The organism is Spirosoma taeanense (genome assembly GCF_013127955.1).
Lineage (GTDB): Bacteria > Bacteroidota > Bacteroidia > Cytophagales > Spirosomataceae > Spirosoma > Spirosoma taeanense.
Genome location: NZ_CP053435.1, coordinates 3,090,333 through 3,108,526, shown reverse-complemented (window position 1 = coordinate 3,108,526; position 18,194 = coordinate 3,090,333). Strand labels below are relative to the sequence as shown.

Below are 18,194 nucleotides of genomic sequence, written 5' to 3'. Positions count from 1 at the left end.
AACTCTATCAAACAGAACGTAAAGCGGGCGTCAGACTGATTCTGACGCCCGCTTTACGTAAGCGAAGCGCCGTTCTACAGCGGGTTAGCCAGCTCCCACTGCGTTTCGGCATTCGGCCGTACTAAATTCTCAAACACTTTGTAGGGAGCCGTGCTATTCGGCAGCGTTCCGAGCCGGTTGTACCGGCGGGCGTCGAACCAGCGATGGCCTTCAAACAGCAGCGAATACCGACGCTGCTTCAGGATTTCGCTGATGAGCGCGTCTTTGGTGCTGGCTCCGCTATAGGCCGAAAGGCCTGCCGAGCTTCGAATGATATTGATCGCCCGTATGGCCTCGGCCAGATCACCAGTCTGCGCTTTAGCTTCGGCATACATCAGAACCAGCTCCTCGTTGCGGATAATACTGATCGGCGATGCATTGGTCGGATATAACTGGAGTTCATAGTTCGACACAATACCGCCCGACGAACGAGGGCTGGTCCGTCGGCGGGTTTTGGCCGCAATCCGGGTATCGCCCGGCTCGGCGCTCGTCACCACCTCGTCGAACAAGACATAAGGTGCGCCGTTCGCATCCGGATTCTGAAAGAGCGTGTTGGCGATATCGTTCTGCGCGTTCGCAAAATTGAATTTCGGCCCGACCGACAGGCTCCCGCTTAGGTTCAGAAACGACTGGTTGAGGGCGGTAAGCATGCTGGCCCAGTCCTGCTTATACATGAACGCGCGGGCGGCAAACGCCCGGTTGACCTTCTTCACGTCGGTCGGGGTCGTAAAGCCTGCCCATCCGCTGGTAAACGCCGACGCGAATGAAAAGGTAGGGCCTGCGGCATCCAGCGACGCAGCCCCTTCGTTCAGAGTGGCGATCACCAGGTCGAGCCCGCTGGCGTAATTTGTGAATTTAAGCGGCCTGAGCAGGTCGCCGGGCGAATTCAGATCTGTGTAGCCTGAGCGGATGCCGTTGTTGAACTGCATGTTCAGCAGATTCAGCATGGCGTAGCCCTGAATGGTCCGGGCAAAGCCTTTGGCGCCTGCTTTCTCTGCTTCGGTCAGGGCCGACGAACTCTGAGCAGCCATGCTGAAAAATTCGGCCTGCCGCCGGGTGCTCGAAAAGCTTGTGTAATAGGTATTGAAAATACCATTCGGATCATTGGCTCCGCCATAGGCCGCTGCGGTGGTCCCCAGAATCTCGGTGAAATAGCGGTTGTCGGTAGAGGCCGAATAGATGCCCTCGCGCCCGACCGATGCCGTAATCCGGATCATATCCAGGTAGCCGTTTCGGGGAGCGGCCTGAAGGCCAACGGCCATCAGATTGATCTGATCGCGGGTTGGGTTGTTGATGAACGTAACAACGGCAATGTTGTTGGGGTCGATGACCTGATCGGTCTTGAAGAAGCCACACGACATAAGCCCACCCGAAAGGGCAGCCAGGAGCGCGTATGCCTGAAATTTATTGCGTTTCATGGCAATGGTCGGGGGTTAGAATGTGAAGTTCAGGTGGAAAAACAATCGGCGCGATGCCGGAAACGACAGCAGGTCAACGCCAGCGCCAATGGGCCGGTTACCGAACTGGGAAGCCTCGGGATCGTAACCTACATACTTGGTCCAGACAAATACGTTGTTACCCGATACGCCCAGCCGGATACCTTTTACAGTGTTGCCGAACAGTTTGTTGAACGACGCCCGCGGAACCGTGTAATACAACGATAGCTCGCGCAGCTTGACATACGAGGCATCCTGCACAAACTGGCGGGTCGTTACGCCCGGCGAACCGGCAATCCGGGCGACGCCATTATACGCACTGCCGTCGCCCAGTCCGGCTGCCACCCGCTCGGCCTGATACAGATTATCTTTGTTCAGCCAGTCGGGCGTGGTGCCGCCTTCGTCCATCAGCTCCTGATTGAGCGTTGCGTTGTAATTCTTGTAGCTCCAGTGCAGCAGGAACGCGAACGTGAAGTTGTTGAGGAACGTAACCATGTTGTAGGTCGACAGGTTGAAACGGGGCTGGAAGTCGTTATAGGCCGTTGGGTTACCGTTGGCGTCGTAAGGCGAGCCATACCAGGCCGTGGGCGAAAAGGTTTGCCCGTCCCGGGGCTTCAGAATCTGGTTCGTGCCGAAGCCACCAAATCCCGACGAGGGAACCGTAAAGCTTGGCACAGCCAGGCGCGTAACTTTCGTGCGGTTGAACCAGTAATTGAGGGTCGAATTCCAACTTAAACCGGCCTTTTTGAACACCTGAGCATTCAGACTCAGCTCAATTCCTTTGTTCTGAAGATCGCCCACCGGATAAGCGTTGATCTGCGTAGCGCCAACGCTGGGGGCCAGTTGATACTGGTACAGAAAGTTGAGAACCCGTTTGTCGTAATAGGTCGCTTCCAGCGTCAGGCGATTGTTAAGAAAGCCAATATCCACGCCCGTCTCGATCTCACTGGCCGTTTCGGGGTTCGCCGTTGCATTACCCAGCTGCAGCGGAACCGTCACGCCTGATTTGCCATCGATAGAGACGTTCGTCAGCGACGTAAATGTATTGCCGAAGCTCGGCGAACGCCCCGTCTGGCCGTAGGCCGCCCGGAGTTTCAGCGACGAAACCAGCTCTCTGGATGTCCAGAAACCAAAGTTCGCTACGTTGATCGCCAGGGATGCTTTGGGGAAGGTATAGAGCTTGTTATTATCGCCATTCAGGCTGGACTTGTCGAAGCGCACGCCACCGGTTGCGATGATGCGATCTTTCCAGTTAATTTCTTCCTGAGCCACGTAGCCCACGTCCTGCGATTCGAGGTAATAGGTATCCGTTACCCGGGTGTCGGCCGTATTGGGATTTTTGTTTGGGCCGGGTTTCAGGCCCCGCCCTTCAATATAGGACTGCCGCTGGCTGTTGGTGAGCCGTACCGTACCAACTGAGGTGGTAAAGTTCAGGTCGCCGTTCAGCTGCAGGTTATCGACCAGAAACCCCTGAATGTTGGTGTTCAGGCTGCGATTGGTTGTGTTGCGAACCGCGCCAAAATAGCCCAGCCCGGCGCCCACAAAGTATTGCATGTCGCTGGGGGCATAGGCCTGCGCTTCGCTGAGGATATAATCGATCCCGCCCGTTACGGCGAATTTCAGCTGGTGGTTTTTCTCATTCAGCAGGTAGAAATTAACGTTCATCGACTGGATGAACCGGTTGGTCTGCTCGGTGTTCCGCATTCGGTCTACGACCTGAAACAGGTTCTGACCTGTAATGGGGTTGGCGGGGTAAGTGCCGTCGGCGTTCTGGTGCTGTTCGAGCCAGGGGGGCAGATAAGCCAGGTTATACCCGAGCGAAACGCCATTGTTATCGTTGCCGCTGAAGGAACGGGATGAGGAGGAGTTGACGTAGTTTGAGCCGGTTGAAATGTCGATGAAGTCCGACAGCTTGGCGTCAATATTGGCCCGGAAGGAGTTTCGTTTGAAACCCGTGTATTTCTGGACGCCATCTTCGCTCAGAACGCTCCCGTTCACGTAGTAGCGCAGTCGGTCGGTGCCGCCCGATACGTTCAGTTTTGTGTTGCGGAGAAGGCCTTTCTGACCGTAAATCTCGCGCTCATAATCATACCGTCTGGCCTGGTTGCCCCCGGCTGCGGCATACAGATCGGCCATGGCCTTATTGCTGATCAGGAAAACACCATTGTTTATTTTCTCGGCGTTCCAGGGCGATGCGGCCATTCCGGCAAACTTGTTAACTTCCGCAAACCCCAGATCCTGGCCGAAGTTGATGATTGTCTGACCGTTTTTACCACGCTTGGTCGTAATCAGAATGACCCCGGCGTTGGCCCGCGTTCCATAGATGGCTGCCGCCGACGGACCTTTCAAAACTTCAATGTTCTCGATATCCTCGGGGTTGATGTCGGCTATGCGGTTAGAGGCCTGGTCCTGCGTGCCGGTTGTCTGCGCAGTAGCCCGGTTGAAGGAGCCCGTGCCGGCCCCCGTATTAAACTGCGAGTTGTCGATATACACGCCGTCGATGATGTAGAGCGGTTCGGAAGCCTGGGTTACGGACGATATACCCCGCAGCTTGACCGAAAAACCTCCGCCTGGTGCGCCACTGTTGGCGGTGATGTTGACGCCCGGCAGCTTGCCGTTCAGCGCTCCATCGACGGTTTGTGGTTTGGTGACGCCCGAAATCTGATTGGCGCCAATGCTGCTGACCGCGTTGGCCGCATTAGAGCGTTTGACACTCGTCGCCAGACCCGTTACGACTACCTCCTCGAGCTGCTGGTTACCTTCAGTGAGCTGCACGTTAATGGTGGTGCGATTGCCAATGGCTACTTCCTGGGTGGCAAACCCAATAAAACTGAAAACAAGCGTACCCGTAGCCGGTACATTGAGCCGGTAGGTTCCGTTGGCGTCGGTATTGGTTCCAATAGTCCGGCCTTTCAGCGCAACACTGGCCCCCGGTATGGGGGCGCCCTGGGCGTCGGTTACGCGCCCGGTGACTGCCTGTTCCTGCGCAAGGGCAGTTCCGGCAAGGCCGAAAAACAGCCATAGCCATACAAGTAATTTTCGGTTCATTTGGGTTATAAATTTTTGTGATTTTATAAGAAAAATATGGATGCAAAGTAGAGATTGTTTTGCTATTCTATACAGGGCTTATAGATTATCTTATCGTATTGATAGAGGGTGAAGTCTTATTTTGTTTACAAGGATCGGATCAAAGCGCATTTTTACGGTCAAGAAGCCCGTACTTGTGTTTTTGGACATAATCTGGATTTTCGCCGTGGCTGACTCTGTATTTATCGTATTTGTTCTTTGCCTGAACGTTGTGGTTTGCGAATGGCTTACCCAGAAGCCGGGTTTCCGTCACATTGGCACGGCCTTACTGGTCATTCTGCTGACGGCGCTTGAGGCAAACCTGACTCTTCTGCCCACCAGTGAGGTGCCGGTCTATACCGGGATCTTCGATTATGTGGCTCCGTTAGCTCTGTTTCTGCTGCTGCTGAACGTAAACCTGAAGGACCTTCGTCGGGCGGGGCTGCCCATGCTCACGATGTTTCTGACGGGATCGGCCGGAACGATAATTGGCGTGCTGGTCAGTGTGTGGCTGTTTGACGCTCCCCAGACAATAGGAAGCCTGTTTTATGCCCTGGCGGGGATGTTTACCGGAACGTATATCGGGGGAAGCATTAACTTCCACGCTGTTGCCCTGCATTACGGTGTGTCAAAAGTCGGGAATCTGTTCATTGCAGCTACGGCCGCCGACAATATTGTGACTGCCCTCTGGATGGTTGCGACCATTGCGCTGCCGCATTTTCTGCAACGACGCTTTCCCCGGCAGTTGCCAACGGTCAGTGAACCGGTTCATTCCGTAGAGGCTACCGCTTATGACGATGCGGAAACGATCAGCCCCGCCGATCTTGCCTTGCTGCTGGCACTGGGGCTGGGATCGATATTTCTCGCCCGGCAACTGGCCGTACGGGTTCCAGCCCTGCCGTTCGTGCTGGTGCTGACTACCCTCGCGCTGGTGCTGGCGCAGTTCCGAATTGTCAACCGCCTGCGGGGCAGCCGACTCCTGGGTTTGTTCGGCGTTTATATTTTTCTGGCCGTCATCGGCGCTTACTGCGACGTAGCGGCACTGCTGCGCGACGGGCAGCTGGCCCTCGTGCTGTTCGGCATGATTCTCCTGCTGGTGCTGATTCACGCCGGTATTTTGTTTGGCGTCGGGGCGGTGTTCCGGCAGGACTGGGATGTGCTGAGTATTGCATCGCAGGCCAACATCGGCGGGGCTACGTCGGCGCTGGCGCTGGCCCGCAGCCTGAACCGTCCGGATCTGCAGCTTCCGGCCGTACTAGTCGGAACGCTCGGCAACGCCATTGGTACCTATCTGGGGATTCTGCTGGCTGAACTGCTGCGATAAAAAAAGGGGTGGCCCGGGCCACCCCTTTTCACTTATTCGGATACGACAATCAGGGGCGCGACCTCTTCTGGGTCGTTATCCGCCGATTCTTTCTTCTTTTTCAGGGCTTTGCGGGCCACTTTCTTCAGCGTTACGTCATACAGATCCGTCCGGCGATCTTTCAGTACCTGAACCGAACCATGTTCGTGCAGCTCTTTCAGCAGGCTTAGATCCACGTCGGCAATCAGCACCATTTCGGTGTTGGGCGTGGCTTCGGCCTTCACCGCGTTGGTTGGGAATTGAAAATCCGAAGGCGTAAACACGGCCGACTGCGCAAAGTTGATATCCATGTTATGCACTTTCGGCAGGTTGCCCACGCAGCCCGAAATAGCTACATAACACTCATTCTCAATAGCCCGCGCCTGCGCACAGTGCCGCACCCGCGAGTAGCCGTTCTGGGTGTCGGTCAGGAATGGTACGAACAGAATCTGCATACCCTGCTGGGCCAGAATCCGGCTCAGTTCAGGAAATTCGACATCGTAGCAGATCAGCATGCCAATCTTACCGCAGTCCGTATCGAACGCCCGGATTTCATAGCCGCCAACCATGCCGTAATGCTTCACCTCGTTGGGCGTGATGTGAATCTTGCGGTATTCTTCAAAGGAGCCATCGCGCCGGCACAGGTACGCTACGTTGTAGAGCTTGCCGTCTTCATCGACCAGTGGCATGCTGCCGCCCACAATGTTGACGTTATAGGAAATAGCCAGCTCACAAAGCTTTTCGCGCACCGGCTGCGTAAAGTCGGCCAGTTTGCGGATGGCGACCGGCTCGGGCAGGTCGTTGAATTCGGCCATCAGGGGCGTGTTGAAAAACTCCGGCAGAACCATGAAGTCGGCCCGGTAGTCACTCACGGCGTTCACGAAAAACTCTACCTGATCCAGAAACGACGCGAGGTTCTTGAACAGCCGCATCTGCCACTGGATTACGCCCAGCCGGATAATCGAATCTGTATGGGGCTTTTTGTCTTTCTCGGCAACGTAATAAATGTTGATCCACTCCAGCAGGGTGGCATACTCCTTCGATTCGGTATCGCCGGGCAGGTAGCCGCGCAGGACTTTCCGGACGTGGAAGTCGTTCGACAACTGGAACGTCAGCGTCGGGTCGTAAATCTCTTTCTGTTTCACCTTCGCGATATACTCGCGGGGTGTCAGCTCGTCGGCAAATTTCTGGTAATTTGGAATCCGGCCGCCCGCCAGAATTCCCTTCAGGTTCAGCTGCTCGCAGAGTTCCTTCCGGGCATCGTAAAGCCGCCGGCCAAGTCGCAGGTCGCGGTAGTCGGGATGCACGAACACCTCGATACCATAGAGGTAGTCGCCCAAATCGTCGTGGGTTTTAAAGGTATATCCCCCCGTAATCTCGAAGTACGTATGGTTATCACCGAAGTTGTCGTATTTGACCCGGATGGCCAGCGCAATGGCTACGACCTTGCCGTCGACCTCGACGCAGAACTGACCTTCCGGAAACAGGTTGAGCAGTTTGGTAATTGAGCTTTTCGGCCAGTAATCCCCGCCAATACCACTATAGACCTCAATCATGGTTTCCTTGAGGTCGTGATAATCTTCCTTCTGTAAATTTCTGGTTTGTATATGCATAGTCTGTTCCTGAAGGCGGCCGGGTGTGTGCGCGGATTAAATTAAGATCGTAGCCCTGGTCGGGATCACACCCGTCACCGTTCTGATAATCGGGTTTCCAGTTCGGTTATCATCTGATCGGTCAGATCCAGGTGCGTCACAAAACGCACAAGGTGTTTACCGAAGGTGACGCTCCGAATACCTTTTGCGGCTAATTTCTCAACGTAATCGGCAGCTAAGTGGTTTGCCGAAAGCCTAAAAATCACAATATTGGTGTCAATCGGCAGAATTTCCTCAACTTCGGGCAGGCGTTCGAGCATCGCGCCGATCTTGCGGGCGCGGGCGTGGTCGATCTTCAGCCGGTCAACGTGGTGGTCGAGGGCGTAGATACCGGCTGCGGCCAGGAAACCGGCCTGCCGCCAGCCTCCGCCCATGAGTTTACGGTAACGCCGGGCCTGCCGGATCATGTCGGCCTTGCCGATGAGCAGGGATCCAACCGGGCAGCCAAGCCCTTTGGACAGGCAGATGCTGATCGAATCGAACAGTTGCCCGTAGGCTTCGGTGGGGTCACCCGTTTCGACCAGCGCGTTGAAAAGCCGGGCACCGTCCAGATGCAGAATCAGCCGGTTTTCGAGGCAGACCTGCCGGATGGCCGCAATTTCGGGCACGGTGTAATAACACCCACCCCCTTTGTTGACCGTATTCTCCAGCACGACCAGCCGGGACAGCGGTTTGTGCGGATCGGCCGGGCTGTAGATATAGTCCCGGATCAGATCGGGCGTGAGTTTGCCGCGCTCGCCCTGGGGCAGGCTGACCGAGGCCAGGGCATTCACCGAAATGCCCCCACCTTCGTACTGGTACACGTGCGAGAGAACGTCGCAGATGACGTCGTCGCCTGGTTTGGTATGCGTACGGATGGCGAGTTGATTGGTCATCGTGCCACTGGCGCAGAACAGGGCAGCCTCCATGCCGAACATAGCGGCTGCTTTAGCTTCGAGGGCAATGACGGTGGGGTCGTCGCCCAGGACGTCGTCGCCCAGTTGGGCGGTAAACATAGCCTCGCGCATGGCGGGCGTAGGTTGCGTTACTGTGTCGCTGCGGAGATCAATAATCATGAAGAAACAAGCGGCCTGGGCCGATTCAGAAAGAGCAAATTTTATCGCAAGTTAACACCCGACGCGCGTTGGGTAACCAGCCCATCGGCGAAAATAACAGACCGGAACGCACCTGGCGCCCCGCTGTTCGATGGCTTGGGACGTTCCCGCCTGGAAAACGGGATGAAAAAGCCCGGCGAAGCTCAGTTGCCGGGGTTGCGGTAGCCGAAATAAGCCAGGGTGATCACCTCGCCCGGCGCGACAAAAGACGGTGTATCCGGGTGGTTGATGTCAAAGCGCTGGATAATGTCTTTCCACATGGGATGACCGGCGAAGCTGATTTTGTAAGTATGCAGTTTGCCGTCGTTGAAAACCGTGAGCGGAACCGACTGCTCCGCTGGTTTACGAACTCCGCGTGGAAACCGGAGCCTGTTCTGCGTGGGGAAGGTGTCGTCGACCCCATCGGGTGCCTGACCGTTCAGAAGCCAGGTCAGGCGCAACTGCTGCTGGGCGGGTGAGCCGGGCCGGCCGGAATAGGCCATCCGAATATACACGTCCTGGAAACTGCTGGCCTTCCAGCTGCCCGTCGGGGAAACGAGCTTGGTGCCCCGGGCATTGGTCAGGCCGTTTTCAGTTTTGCCCGTAAACGTGACCTGCCAGTTGTTGGTAACGAACGGCTCTTTCTGATCGAATCCTCCGTCGATGATCACCCAGCCGCTTCGGCCGTTAAATAGATTGAACATAAAATCGGGGCGGTTTATCCGCTCCTGGGCGTACACGTAATCCCGGATTTCCTGTTCAGTGCCAACAATGTACGTGTATTCCTTGTGCCAGGTGTTATCGCTGTCGAGGTGCGCCATCGGGCGGTTGCTGGTATAGGTATGGGTGTTACCGCCTTCCCAGGTTTCGGCGGCTGCCACTCCCGCTACCGTGTAGTTCGCCCAGAAATAATCCGAGCAGTACAGCCCAATCAGGCGCGGCACGCCATCGGGGTTGGCGCCAAATTCAACCGCCTGCCAGGGTTCCGTCAGGCCGAAGGGTGTCCCCTGATGCAGGAGATAGCTGCCATCGGAACGTTTCGTTTCAATACCGTCCGTTACGGTTGTTTTGTCGTAGGTGTAAGGCGACGAACCGTTATAGAAATGCACCTTCCGGGCGCCGTTGATCATCATCATCGGCCATTCCTGCTCTTCGGCACCGTAAAAGGTTTTGTCGGGGCGCTCGTGGGTCAGTCGTACCCGTACGTGCACTTTGTTACCATCCAGGCGCACCCACTGCTCATAATAAAACGGTAATAACCGGGCATCCTGGTGGGCCCACGAAAGACACTGAGCCTTCGTGTAAATCCAGCCGTTGATGAACCCGTGGAAAAGAATAGGCGAGGGGTTCATACCGTCGTCGCCGGCCTGCAGCGGATTATAGCCGATATTTTTCCAGCGCGGAGAGTCGTCGGCGAAGCTGCGGGGACCTCCGTACGAGGTCATGCCTGTTTCGCGGCCGAGGTCATAAAAGTTGATCAGCGGCTGGTTCGTCACTTTGTCGCGGATCTGAATCGACGCGCCGTACTCTTTACGAACCTCAAGCTGCAGCGTCGGCGATTCCTGCACCGACGTTGGTCCAACAACCTTATCGTAGATGCGGCTGGCGTTATAATCGGGCCAGGGCGACTGCCGGGCCGGAACCTGATACGTAAAGGGGTGGCTGAGTGGGGGCAGCGATGGAGCCGGCAGATAGGAGGGCAGGTTGGAAGGGTCCTCCGCTCCTATTGGGCCGGTGCCGGCCAGCTCCTCGGGCTGGCAGGTCCACAGACCAACGGCCACCAGTGAAACGCTAAGAATAAAAAAGGCAGAGCGCTGACCTCGCATTGTCAAGTACAAATTACCTGTTCGTGCCGATTGCTTTTAGCAGGTACGTGATTGGCAGTAGTTCTGAAATCAGGCTAAATTTACGCAAAGGAGGGCTTATTGTTGCTAATTCTTATTAAAAGACACGTCCGGACCAAGTACGGAACCGGAAGCAGCGGTGGATCAGCGGCTAGCGCAGCGGTTCTGACAAAAACGGAAAAACCTCAGCCCGGTATCTCATTGCGGAGTGGGCAGGCAGGTCGCATAAACACTCTTGCATTTGTAGTGCTTACTTGTATTTTTGGGCCGCTTTCAGGCTATTTCAGCCATGGTTCTGCGCTGAATCAGGCTGACCCCGATGCTCAGGCCCGGAAGGCAACTTTCTTAAACTCCACCCTTACTTATGTTCACCAGCAAAACACCCTGGGTCATTCTGCTCGTCCTCTGGATGATCGGCTCAATCTGGTGGCATGTCTGCCGGATAAAGCAGGTATGTCCGGACGACGCGCTGCCGACGTCAGAAACAGCCGCGGCCGATTTGCCCCCAGCCGTAGGGCCGGAGGGGCTGCTCATTGCCGACAGCGATCGGTTTCTGCTGACGCTGCCCGGGAACTTCGCCTTTGCCCGATCGGGTGCGCTTGCGGGCATGAATCGCTTAGGCGGTTCGCTCGACTCGCTGACGTCCTATCTCAAAGCGAACCCGGACCGGGTGCTGACCATCATCGGCTACTTTACCACCGCCGAAACTAATTCCACCCCGTTTGCCAGTCTGGGACTGGCCCGGGCCGAAGGCCTCAAACAATACTTTGTGCAGCACGGCGTTCCGGCCGCATCATTGCTAACAAAAGGCGTTGAGCAGAGCGACCTGATGTTTACTCCGCAGGGGGATTCACTCTATGGCGGCCTCGCCTTTACGTTTGCCAGTCCGGCGCCGGCTGATTCGGCAGCTACCGATACAACCTCCCGAACCAGCCCGGCCGTGGCGACGACGACCGTTGCCACCACCATCGCGACGGCCAGCGCCCCTGTTTCGGAAACGGCGGCCCTGCCAACAACCGAAGAAGGACTGGCAGCCGCTGAGAAATTTACGTCGGTCTTTGAGCCGATTGACCTGTATTTTCCGCTCAGTGGCGCGACCTATATCCGGACGCCTGAAACCCAGAAGTTTTTCGACGAAGCTGCGAAGTATCTGGCCAAGAATAGAACCAAAAAGCTGCTGATAACGGGCCATACCGACAATTCTGGCCCCGATGAGGTAAACCTGCGGCTTTCCCGCGACCGGGCCAATCAGGTGAAAGCCCAGTTGCGGAAATCGGGGATTGAGTCCGGTCAGATTACCGTCGATGCGAAAGGAGAAACCCAGCCCAAAGCCGACAACGCTACCTTCGCCGGACGTAAAGCCAACCGGCGCGTAACGGTAGTCGTGCATTAATTTCTAAACTCCAACAAGCATGTTTGACTTAAATCCACTTAACCTGCCCGATGCGCCCATGCAGCACCTGATTATGTTGGGGGTTACCGGTGTGCTGGGCTTTATTATTGGCTATATTTCGCAACGGAGCCTGGTTCGGCAGCTGGAGGACGACCTGGCCATTACGGAGCGCGACATTGAGGAATGCCAGCGGTGGCCGATATCCGGGTTCGGTATCAATACCGACGAGATAATCGTGCTGAACCGCATCCGTGCCCGGGCCGGTGAGTTTGATTTGAGCCGGATTGGCCGGGCTGACGCCACAGAAGCCGATGATTTGAAGCAGATTGTGGGGGTTGGACCGTTTCTGGAAAAAAAACTCCACGCGATCGGCGTCTATACGTTTCGGCAGATTGCCCATTTCAACCAGGAAGATATCGACAAAGTGACCGATCTTATCGAATACTTTCCTGGTCGTATCCAGCGCGACAACTGGGTCGGGCAGTCGGCCGAACTGGCTAAACGCCGGGTAGAGTAAAGGCATTGCGGCTATTGGCTGAAAGCCTGTGGCGGCTTTCTGTATTTCCGGACATATAAACTACACTATTCTAACCTAACTACCCATCATGTTTGGACTCGATCCGTCAAATCCTGCGATAGCTGTTGCTGAACTATTTATTTTACTGGCGCTGGCCGCTCTGGTGGGCTGGGGGCTGGGTAGGCTGATGCTCAGCGGCCAGATCAAGACCCTACGTTCGACCATTGCCAGTAAAGAAGCCGAGCTGGAAGAATGCCGTCGCTCGAAAGTAGCAGGGGCAGCGGGGCGAGTGACGCCGGATGACGCAGCGGCTGATCCGCTGTTGCCCGCTTTCGATCAGGATGAAACGCCCGATGCCAGCGAAGTGCCAGTTCCGGCCGGGTCGTTGTCGGGTACGACGATTCCCGTAGAAGTGCCGCCCCTCGGCGCGCCAATCCCGGAAGTACCTACCGTCTTACCGCCCATGCCGGTGCCGGTGGCTGCCACAACCCCTTTAGCCGACAGTTCGGAAGCGGCCGTTCTCAACCGGATAGCCGCCCGCGCCCATGAGCTTAATTTTGATCGGATTGGCCGGGCTACGGCTGCCGATGCCGACGATCTGAAGGATATTGTAGGCATTGGGCCGTTTCTAGAGCGGAAACTGCACAGCCTCGGCATTTATACGTTCCGTCAGATTGCGAACTTCACCAAAGAAGATATCAATAAGGTGAATGAAATCATCGAATTCTTTCCCGGCCGGATTGAGCGCGACAACTGGGTCGATCAGGCGCAGGGGTTCTACGAGCGTAAATACCGGGCCAGGAATTAGCCGGTACGTGCCTTTCGGACGGGCGTACTGCTCAGGGCGGTTTTCCCGCCCGACTGATAATGATCGCACGTATCGCGCAGCACACAGTCCGGGCATTTTGGCGTATACCACGTGCAGATCCGCTGCCCATGCCAGTAAAAGTGCTTATGGAAGTTAAAGAGAACCCCGGCATCCGGCGGCAGGTAGGACAGCAGCAGGGCGTGGGCTTTCTCCGCGCTGACTTTTGGGCCAATCAAACCCAGCCGCTGCGTAACCCGATGCACGTGTGTATCGACGGGTAGTACGGGCTTCTGAAAGTTAAACAACAGGAGTAAGGTCGCGGTTTTAAGACCAATACCCGGCAAATCGGTCAGCCATTTCATGGCATCTTCGGTCGACAGATCGTTCAGAAAATCAATATTGGCCGCGCCCGTTTCGCGGAACAGATGCGCCAGCAGGTTCTGGATGTAGGGCGCTTTGACCTCCGGATAGTTGGCCGTCCGGATCGCGTCGATCAGATCGGGCAGGGGCGCGTCACGAACCTGCTCCCAGGTCGGAAACCGTTCACGCATGGTCCGGTAGGCCGTGACCTCGTTGGCATGGGTCGTGCGGTGCGACAGAATGGTGCCGATAAGTTCGTGCATCGGGTCGGCGCGGCCGTAAATGGCCTGGACACCGTAAAACTCATTGAGTCGCTGGTGGGCGTCGAGGGTTCGAGCGGCAGGGTTGGAATCGAATTGCATACAGAAACAGAAAACGTTTCTGCTGAACCCGACCCCGGCCGGAATGTTTCTGCTTTCACTCTATAATTAAACCCGTCTGCTCCGAGTCTGCCTAGACGGGCCTGGGTTCAGAGAGCAACTGGTCGGCCAGCCGGGTCAGGCCGATGGTGGCGGGTTCGGCGATGAACGTTACGTTGTTCCGTCGCTGCATAGCGGGCGTATTCGGGTCTACGACGTAAATGGGTACGCCCGGCCGGACGCTGTACACCAGACCAGCCGCCGGATAGACGTTGAGCGAGGTGCCCACTACGATAAAAATATCGGCCTGTTCGGTGAAATCCATCGCAACATCCATCATCGGGACAGCCTCCCCAAACCAGACAATATGAGGGCGAAGCTGTGATCCTTTTTCGCAGCAATCGCCTTTTTTAATTTCCCAGCCCTCGATGTCGTACACCAGCGACTCGTCTTTGGTGCTGCGGGCTTTGAACAGTTCGCCGTGCAGGTGAATCACCTTCGACGAGCCAGCCCGTTCGTGGAGATTATCGACGTTCTGCGTAATGACCGTTACGTCGTATTGCTCCTCCAGCCGAACTAAGGCGAGGTGCCCCGCATTGGGTTGCACCGTAAGCGCCTGTTTTCGGCGCTGGTTATAAAACTCCTGCACCAGATCGGGGTTACGCTGCCAGGCTTCGGGCGTGGCGACGTCTTCAATGCGGTGATTTTCCCAGAGCCCGTCCGATGCCCGGAAGGTCGGAATTCCACTCTCGGCACTGATGCCGGCACCCGATAAAACAACAAGTTTGGCTTTCTGTTTCATGAACACAAGGTAATACAAAGCCCGGCAAACAAGGTTTGCCGGGCTTTGTATTAGAAGCAAAAATTACTTTTTGAACGCTGTCATACCCGAATCCATTGGACGAATAAACATGAGGTCAACTTTCCATTCACCATTCTGCTTACGCCAGGTCCGCAGGTACCCGGTTTCATGACTGACGTGCTTATTATCGGCATCATCAAAACTGAGAGATCCGGTACCGTACTCGTAGGCTATATCGCCCGACTGAGCTATGACTAATCGGTCGATGTTAAATGCACTCTTTTGGTTTGTACGTTTACGCATACGCTCGTTGATCGCTTTCTCGTCTTCGGTTTCCGGCTTCCCAATTCTGACAGGACGCGGATAAGCGCCTGACCAGAATATACCCTCGCTCGTATACGGAATCCGTTGGCCGTTGTTTTGCTGGGCCACCAGGTTCCGAATTGCCTGTTCGTCGGCCGAGGTAGTGTTCTGTGCTCTTGCTGTTAGTCCGAGCGTTAGCGTAGCTACCCATACCAGAGCCAGAAGGCTCCTACGGAATTGTAGAAACAGATTTGCTTTCATGGCAGAATAGGAGTTCGGTTAACAATACACGAAAGTTTATGTACCGTGCACCCAAAATCAACCGTATTTCTACTCATTCTATAGAACGCCTACGCGCACTTACTAAACGGTAAAAAAAGAGCCGCCTACCAGTGATAAGCGGCTCTTTGATAACTCTATATATGATATACGGCCAGACTATTTTTTCTTGGCCGTAGCCGTGCGTGTGGTAGTCGCTTTTTTGCCCGCACCACTAGCAGTGGTGGTCTTTTTAGCTACTGCCTTGGCCGGCGCTTTCTCGGTAGCTTTGGCCGTGGTTTTCTTAGCCGTTGTCTTACCCGCCGGGGCTGGCTCGTCGCCCGCCAGTTTCAGGCATTCCTCCAGCGTAAGCGAAGCCGCATCGACATCCTTGGGAATCCGGACGTTACGTTTGCCGACGGCCAGATACGGCCCGTACATACCGTTGACGATCTTGACCTCCGGGCGCTCGGGAAACTCTTTGATGAACTTATTGGCTTCGGCCGTGCGCTTGGCCTGAATCAGCTCAACGGCCCGTTCGAGCGTCAGCCCCGCCAGCGACTCATTCCGTGGAATCGAGATATACTTATCTTCGAACTTTACGTAAGGGCCAAACCGCCCTTTGCCGGTCGTAACGAGCTTCCCTTCAAACTCGCCCAGCGATTCGCTCACTGACTCGGCCCGCTTCTGCTGAATGAGTTCAATGGCGCGTTCGGGGGTTATCGTGTATGGATCGTCTTCGCGCGTCAGCGATACGTATTTGTCGTCGTGCTTCACATACGGACCAAACTTGCCGATGCCGATTGTCATGGGCTTATCTTCAAAGAAACCCACTTCGCGCGGCAGCGTGAACAAATCGAGCGCATCCTGCAGGGAGATGGTTTCGATCAACTGCCCTTCGCGCAGGTTGGCATACTGCGGCTTCTCGTCGTCGGTCGATTCGCCAATCTGGGCATAAGCGCCGTACTTACCAAGCCGGGCGGATACCTTCTTACCCGAGCTGGGATCAGTACCCAGTTCGCGCGCACCGGTCTTGAACGATACTACCGACGAGCCCTGAATCTCTTCGATATTCTTGTGAAAGTCGCCGTAAAACTCTTCCAGCATCTTCTGCCAGTTCATCCGGCCGTCGGCAATCTCGTCGAACTCTTTCTCGACCGTCGCCGTGAACTTGAAGTCCACGATGTCGGGGAAATATTCGACCAGAAAGTCATTGACAACGATACCCGTGTTGGTCGGAAACAGCTTGGCTTTCTCCGAGCCGAAGGTTTCCTTGCCGCTCGTTTCGGTGATCTGGTTGCGCTGAAGGGTGAACTCGGTGAACTTGCGCTCCTGGCCGGGTTTGTCCTGTTTGATGACGTAACCCCGGTTGATGATGGTTGAAATAGTTGGCGCATAGGTCGATGGTCGGCCAATGCCCATTTCTTCCAGTTTCTTCACCAGCGAAGCTTCGGCGTAGCGCGGCTGCGGACGGGTGAACTTCTCGGTGGCTTTCATCTGGCCGAGGTTCAGGTCCTGCCCGATGCGAAGCGGAGGCAGCATCCCTTTCGCGTCTTCGTCGTCCTCGTCATCTTTCGATTCGAGGTAAACTCGCAGGAAACCGTCAAACTTAATCACCTCACCCTGCGCCACAAGTTCGCCAGGGAACGAGCCACTGGCTTTGGCGGCTGGTGCGGGCGTATCAACAAACGGACTGTCGTCAATGTGAGCCTGTACCGTAGCGGTGGTGCCGCCCGCGAAGCGGATACCAATGGTAACAGTTGTGCGTTCGAGCTGGGCGTCAGCCATCTGCGAGGCAATCGCGCGCTTCCAGATCAACTCGTAGAGCCGTTTCTGGTCGCGGTCGCCCCCGGCATGGCGATCGTTGAAATTGGTTGGCCGGATGGCTTCGTGAGCCTCCTGCGCCGATTCATTCTTGGTCTTGAACTGCCGGGTCTGGACGTATTTGGGGCCAAACTCCGTTTCGATTTCGTGCTTTGCCTTGTCAACGGCCTCCTGCGAGAGGTTGGTCGAGTCAGTTCGCATATACGAAATCTTACCGGCTTCATACAGGTTCTGCGCTATCCGCATTGTACGATCCACGGAGTAGCCCAGCTTGCGTGAAGCTTCCTGCTGCAGCGTGGAGGTCGTAAAGGGCGGTGCGGGCGACTTCTTGGCTGGTTTGGTTTCCAGATTCTTGATGCTGAACGTGGCGCCGATGCAGGCTTCCAGAAACGCTCTGGCTTCGCCCGAAGTCGCAAAGTTCTTCGGTAGTTCGGCGTTCAGGACTTTGTTGCCGTCCACGATGAACTGAGCCGTCACCTTGTACGACGACTTCGACTGGTGTTTGTCGATCTCGCGCTCCCGGTCCACCACGAGCCGCAGCGCCACCGACTGAACCCGCCCCGCCGACAGCCCTGTACTGCCGCCTTTGATTTTGCGCCAGAGTACCGGCGACAGTTCGTAGCCAACCAGGCGGTCGAGTACGCGCCGAGCCTGCTGGGCGTTCACCAGGTCTACGTCGATCGTGCGGGGCGATTTGATGGCATTCAGGATGGCATTTTTGGTGATTTCCCGAAAAACGATCCGCTTCGTATTGTCCCGCAGGCCGAGCGCTTCCTTCAAGTGCCAGGAAATGGCTTCTCCTTCGCGGTCGTCGTCCGTCGCCAGCCAGACCTCTTCGGCCGACTTTGCCAGCGACTTCAGTTCACTGATCAGTTTCTTTTTATCGGGCGAAATTTCGTAAGACGGCTGGAAGCCATTGGTCACGTCAACGGCCAGCCCATCTTTAGGCAGATCGCGTACATGACCGAAACTGGACTTTACCGTAAAATCCTTGCCCAGATAGCCTTCAATGGTTTTCGCCTTCGCCGGCGATTCCACAATGACTAAGTTTTTCGACATAATCGGTGTTCAGGTTGATGAGTACTCCGGGACGCATGTCCACTGCCTTTCCTCCGCAA

The 18,194-nt window shown here is 55.8% G+C and carries 13 protein-coding genes; 4 read left to right on the top strand and 9 right to left on the bottom strand.

The genetic code is table 11. The features are described from left to right. Nucleotides 1-74: 74 nt before the first annotated feature. Entirely contained in the window at nt 75-1,457 is a 1,383-nt protein-coding gene (locus tag HNV11_RS13035) for a RagB/SusD family nutrient uptake outer membrane protein (RefSeq protein ID WP_171740081.1), read from the bottom strand. A gap of 15 nt (nt 1,458-1,472) precedes the next feature. Continuing rightward, the gene (locus tag HNV11_RS13030) at nt 1,473-4,523 is read right to left on the bottom strand and encodes a SusC/RagA family TonB-linked outer membrane protein (protein ID WP_171740080.1); all 3,051 of its coding nucleotides are present in this window, start codon (nt 4,521-4,523) and stop codon (nt 1,473-1,475) included. Nucleotides 4,524-4,728: 205 nt separating this feature from the next. On the opposite strand from HNV11_RS13030, the gene HNV11_RS13025 reads away from it, so the two are divergent. Then, nucleotides 4,729-5,865: a DUF819 family protein gene (locus tag HNV11_RS13025; protein ID WP_171740079.1), complete on the top strand. Its 1,137-nt coding sequence runs from the start codon at nt 4,729-4,731 to the stop codon at nt 5,863-5,865. Between the two features lie 32 nt (nt 5,866-5,897). Here the strand turns inward: HNV11_RS13025 and HNV11_RS13020 are convergent, their stop codons facing one another. The 3 genes from HNV11_RS13020 to HNV11_RS13010 all read right to left on the bottom strand — a co-directional run bounded on the left by HNV11_RS13020 (nt 5,898) and on the right by HNV11_RS13010 (nt 10,434). Continuing rightward, entirely contained in the window at nt 5,898-7,496 is a 1,599-nt protein-coding gene (locus HNV11_RS13020; RefSeq protein WP_171740078.1) for a carbon-nitrogen hydrolase family protein, read from the bottom strand. A 74-nt stretch (nt 7,497-7,570) separates the two neighbouring features. Further along, entirely contained in the window at nt 7,571-8,590 is a 1,020-nt protein-coding gene (locus HNV11_RS13015; RefSeq protein WP_171740077.1) for a threonine aldolase family protein, read from the bottom strand. A gap of 182 nt (nt 8,591-8,772) precedes the next feature. Continuing rightward, on the bottom strand, nt 8,773-10,434 hold the full coding sequence (locus HNV11_RS13010; RefSeq protein ID WP_171740076.1) for a hypothetical protein: 1,662 nt from the start codon (nt 10,432-10,434) through the stop codon (nt 8,773-8,775). Between the two features lie 382 nt (nt 10,435-10,816). Between HNV11_RS13010 and HNV11_RS13005 the strand changes: the two genes are divergently transcribed. From HNV11_RS13005 to HNV11_RS12995, 3 genes are all read left to right on the top strand, one after another. After that, entirely contained in the window at nt 10,817-11,845 is a 1,029-nt protein-coding gene (locus HNV11_RS13005; RefSeq protein ID WP_171740075.1) for an OmpA family protein, read from the top strand. Between the two features lie 19 nt (nt 11,846-11,864). Beyond that, nucleotides 11,865-12,362 (top strand): hypothetical protein, encoded by a 498-nt coding sequence (locus tag HNV11_RS13000; RefSeq protein WP_171740074.1) that lies wholly within the window; start codon nt 11,865-11,867, stop codon nt 12,360-12,362. Between the two features lie 88 nt (nt 12,363-12,450). After that, on the top strand, nt 12,451-13,170 hold the full coding sequence (locus HNV11_RS12995; protein ID WP_171740073.1) for a hypothetical protein: 720 nt from the start codon (nt 12,451-12,453) through the stop codon (nt 13,168-13,170). Here HNV11_RS12995 and HNV11_RS12990 read toward each other — a convergent pair. From HNV11_RS12990 to topA, 4 genes are all read right to left on the bottom strand, one after another. Beyond that, nucleotides 13,167-13,892, bottom strand: coding sequence for an endonuclease III domain-containing protein (locus HNV11_RS12990; RefSeq protein WP_171740072.1), 726 nt, complete (start codon nt 13,890-13,892; stop codon nt 13,167-13,169). The two genes, HNV11_RS12995 and HNV11_RS12990, sit on opposite strands and share 4 nt — an antisense overlap. A 91-nt stretch (nt 13,893-13,983) precedes the next feature. Next, nucleotides 13,984-14,691: an SIR2 family NAD-dependent protein deacylase gene (locus HNV11_RS12985; protein WP_171740071.1), complete on the bottom strand. Its 708-nt coding sequence runs from the start codon at nt 14,689-14,691 to the stop codon at nt 13,984-13,986. 63 nt (nt 14,692-14,754) lie between these two features. Continuing rightward, nucleotides 14,755-15,255 carry a DUF4440 domain-containing protein gene (locus tag HNV11_RS12980; protein WP_171740070.1) on the bottom strand — a complete coding sequence of 167 codons (501 nt, stop codon included), beginning with the start codon at nt 15,253-15,255 and terminating at the stop codon, nt 14,755-14,757. Nucleotides 15,256-15,432: 177 nt separating this feature from the next. Then, nucleotides 15,433-18,135 (bottom strand): type I DNA topoisomerase, encoded by a 2,703-nt coding sequence (topA, locus tag HNV11_RS12975; protein WP_171740069.1) that lies wholly within the window; start codon nt 18,133-18,135, stop codon nt 15,433-15,435. Between the last annotated feature and the right edge of the window lie 59 nt (nt 18,136-18,194).

Coding starts and splice junctions, on each gene's coding strand:
- HNV11_RS12990 (WP_171740072.1), bottom strand. CDS start 13,892: ATGCAATTCGATTCCAACCCTGCCGCTCGAACCCTCGACGCCCACCAG.
- HNV11_RS12995 (WP_171740073.1), top strand. CDS start 12,451: ATGTTTGGACTCGATCCGTCAAATCCTGCGATAGCTGTTGCTGAACTA.
- HNV11_RS13000 (WP_171740074.1), top strand. CDS start 11,865: ATGTTTGACTTAAATCCACTTAACCTGCCCGATGCGCCCATGCAGCAC.
- HNV11_RS13015 (WP_171740077.1), bottom strand. CDS start 8,590: ATGATTATTGATCTCCGCAGCGACACAGTAACGCAACCTACGCCCGCC.
- HNV11_RS13035 (WP_171740081.1), bottom strand. CDS start 1,457: ATGAAACGCAATAAATTTCAGGCATACGCGCTCCTGGCTGCCCTTTCG.
- HNV11_RS12985 (WP_171740071.1), bottom strand. CDS start 14,691: ATGAAACAGAAAGCCAAACTTGTTGTTTTATCGGGTGCCGGCATCAGT.
- topA (WP_171740069.1), bottom strand. CDS start 18,135: ATGTCGAAAAACTTAGTCATTGTGGAATCGCCGGCGAAGGCGAAAACC.
- HNV11_RS13005 (WP_171740075.1), top strand. CDS start 10,817: ATGTTCACCAGCAAAACACCCTGGGTCATTCTGCTCGTCCTCTGGATG.
- HNV11_RS12980 (WP_171740070.1), bottom strand. CDS start 15,255: ATGAAAGCAAATCTGTTTCTACAATTCCGTAGGAGCCTTCTGGCTCTG.
- HNV11_RS13010 (WP_171740076.1), bottom strand. CDS start 10,434: ATGCGAGGTCAGCGCTCTGCCTTTTTTATTCTTAGCGTTTCACTGGTG.
- HNV11_RS13030 (WP_171740080.1), bottom strand. CDS start 4,523: ATGAACCGAAAATTACTTGTATGGCTATGGCTGTTTTTCGGCCTTGCC.
- HNV11_RS13020 (WP_171740078.1), bottom strand. CDS start 7,496: ATGCATATACAAACCAGAAATTTACAGAAGGAAGATTATCACGACCTC.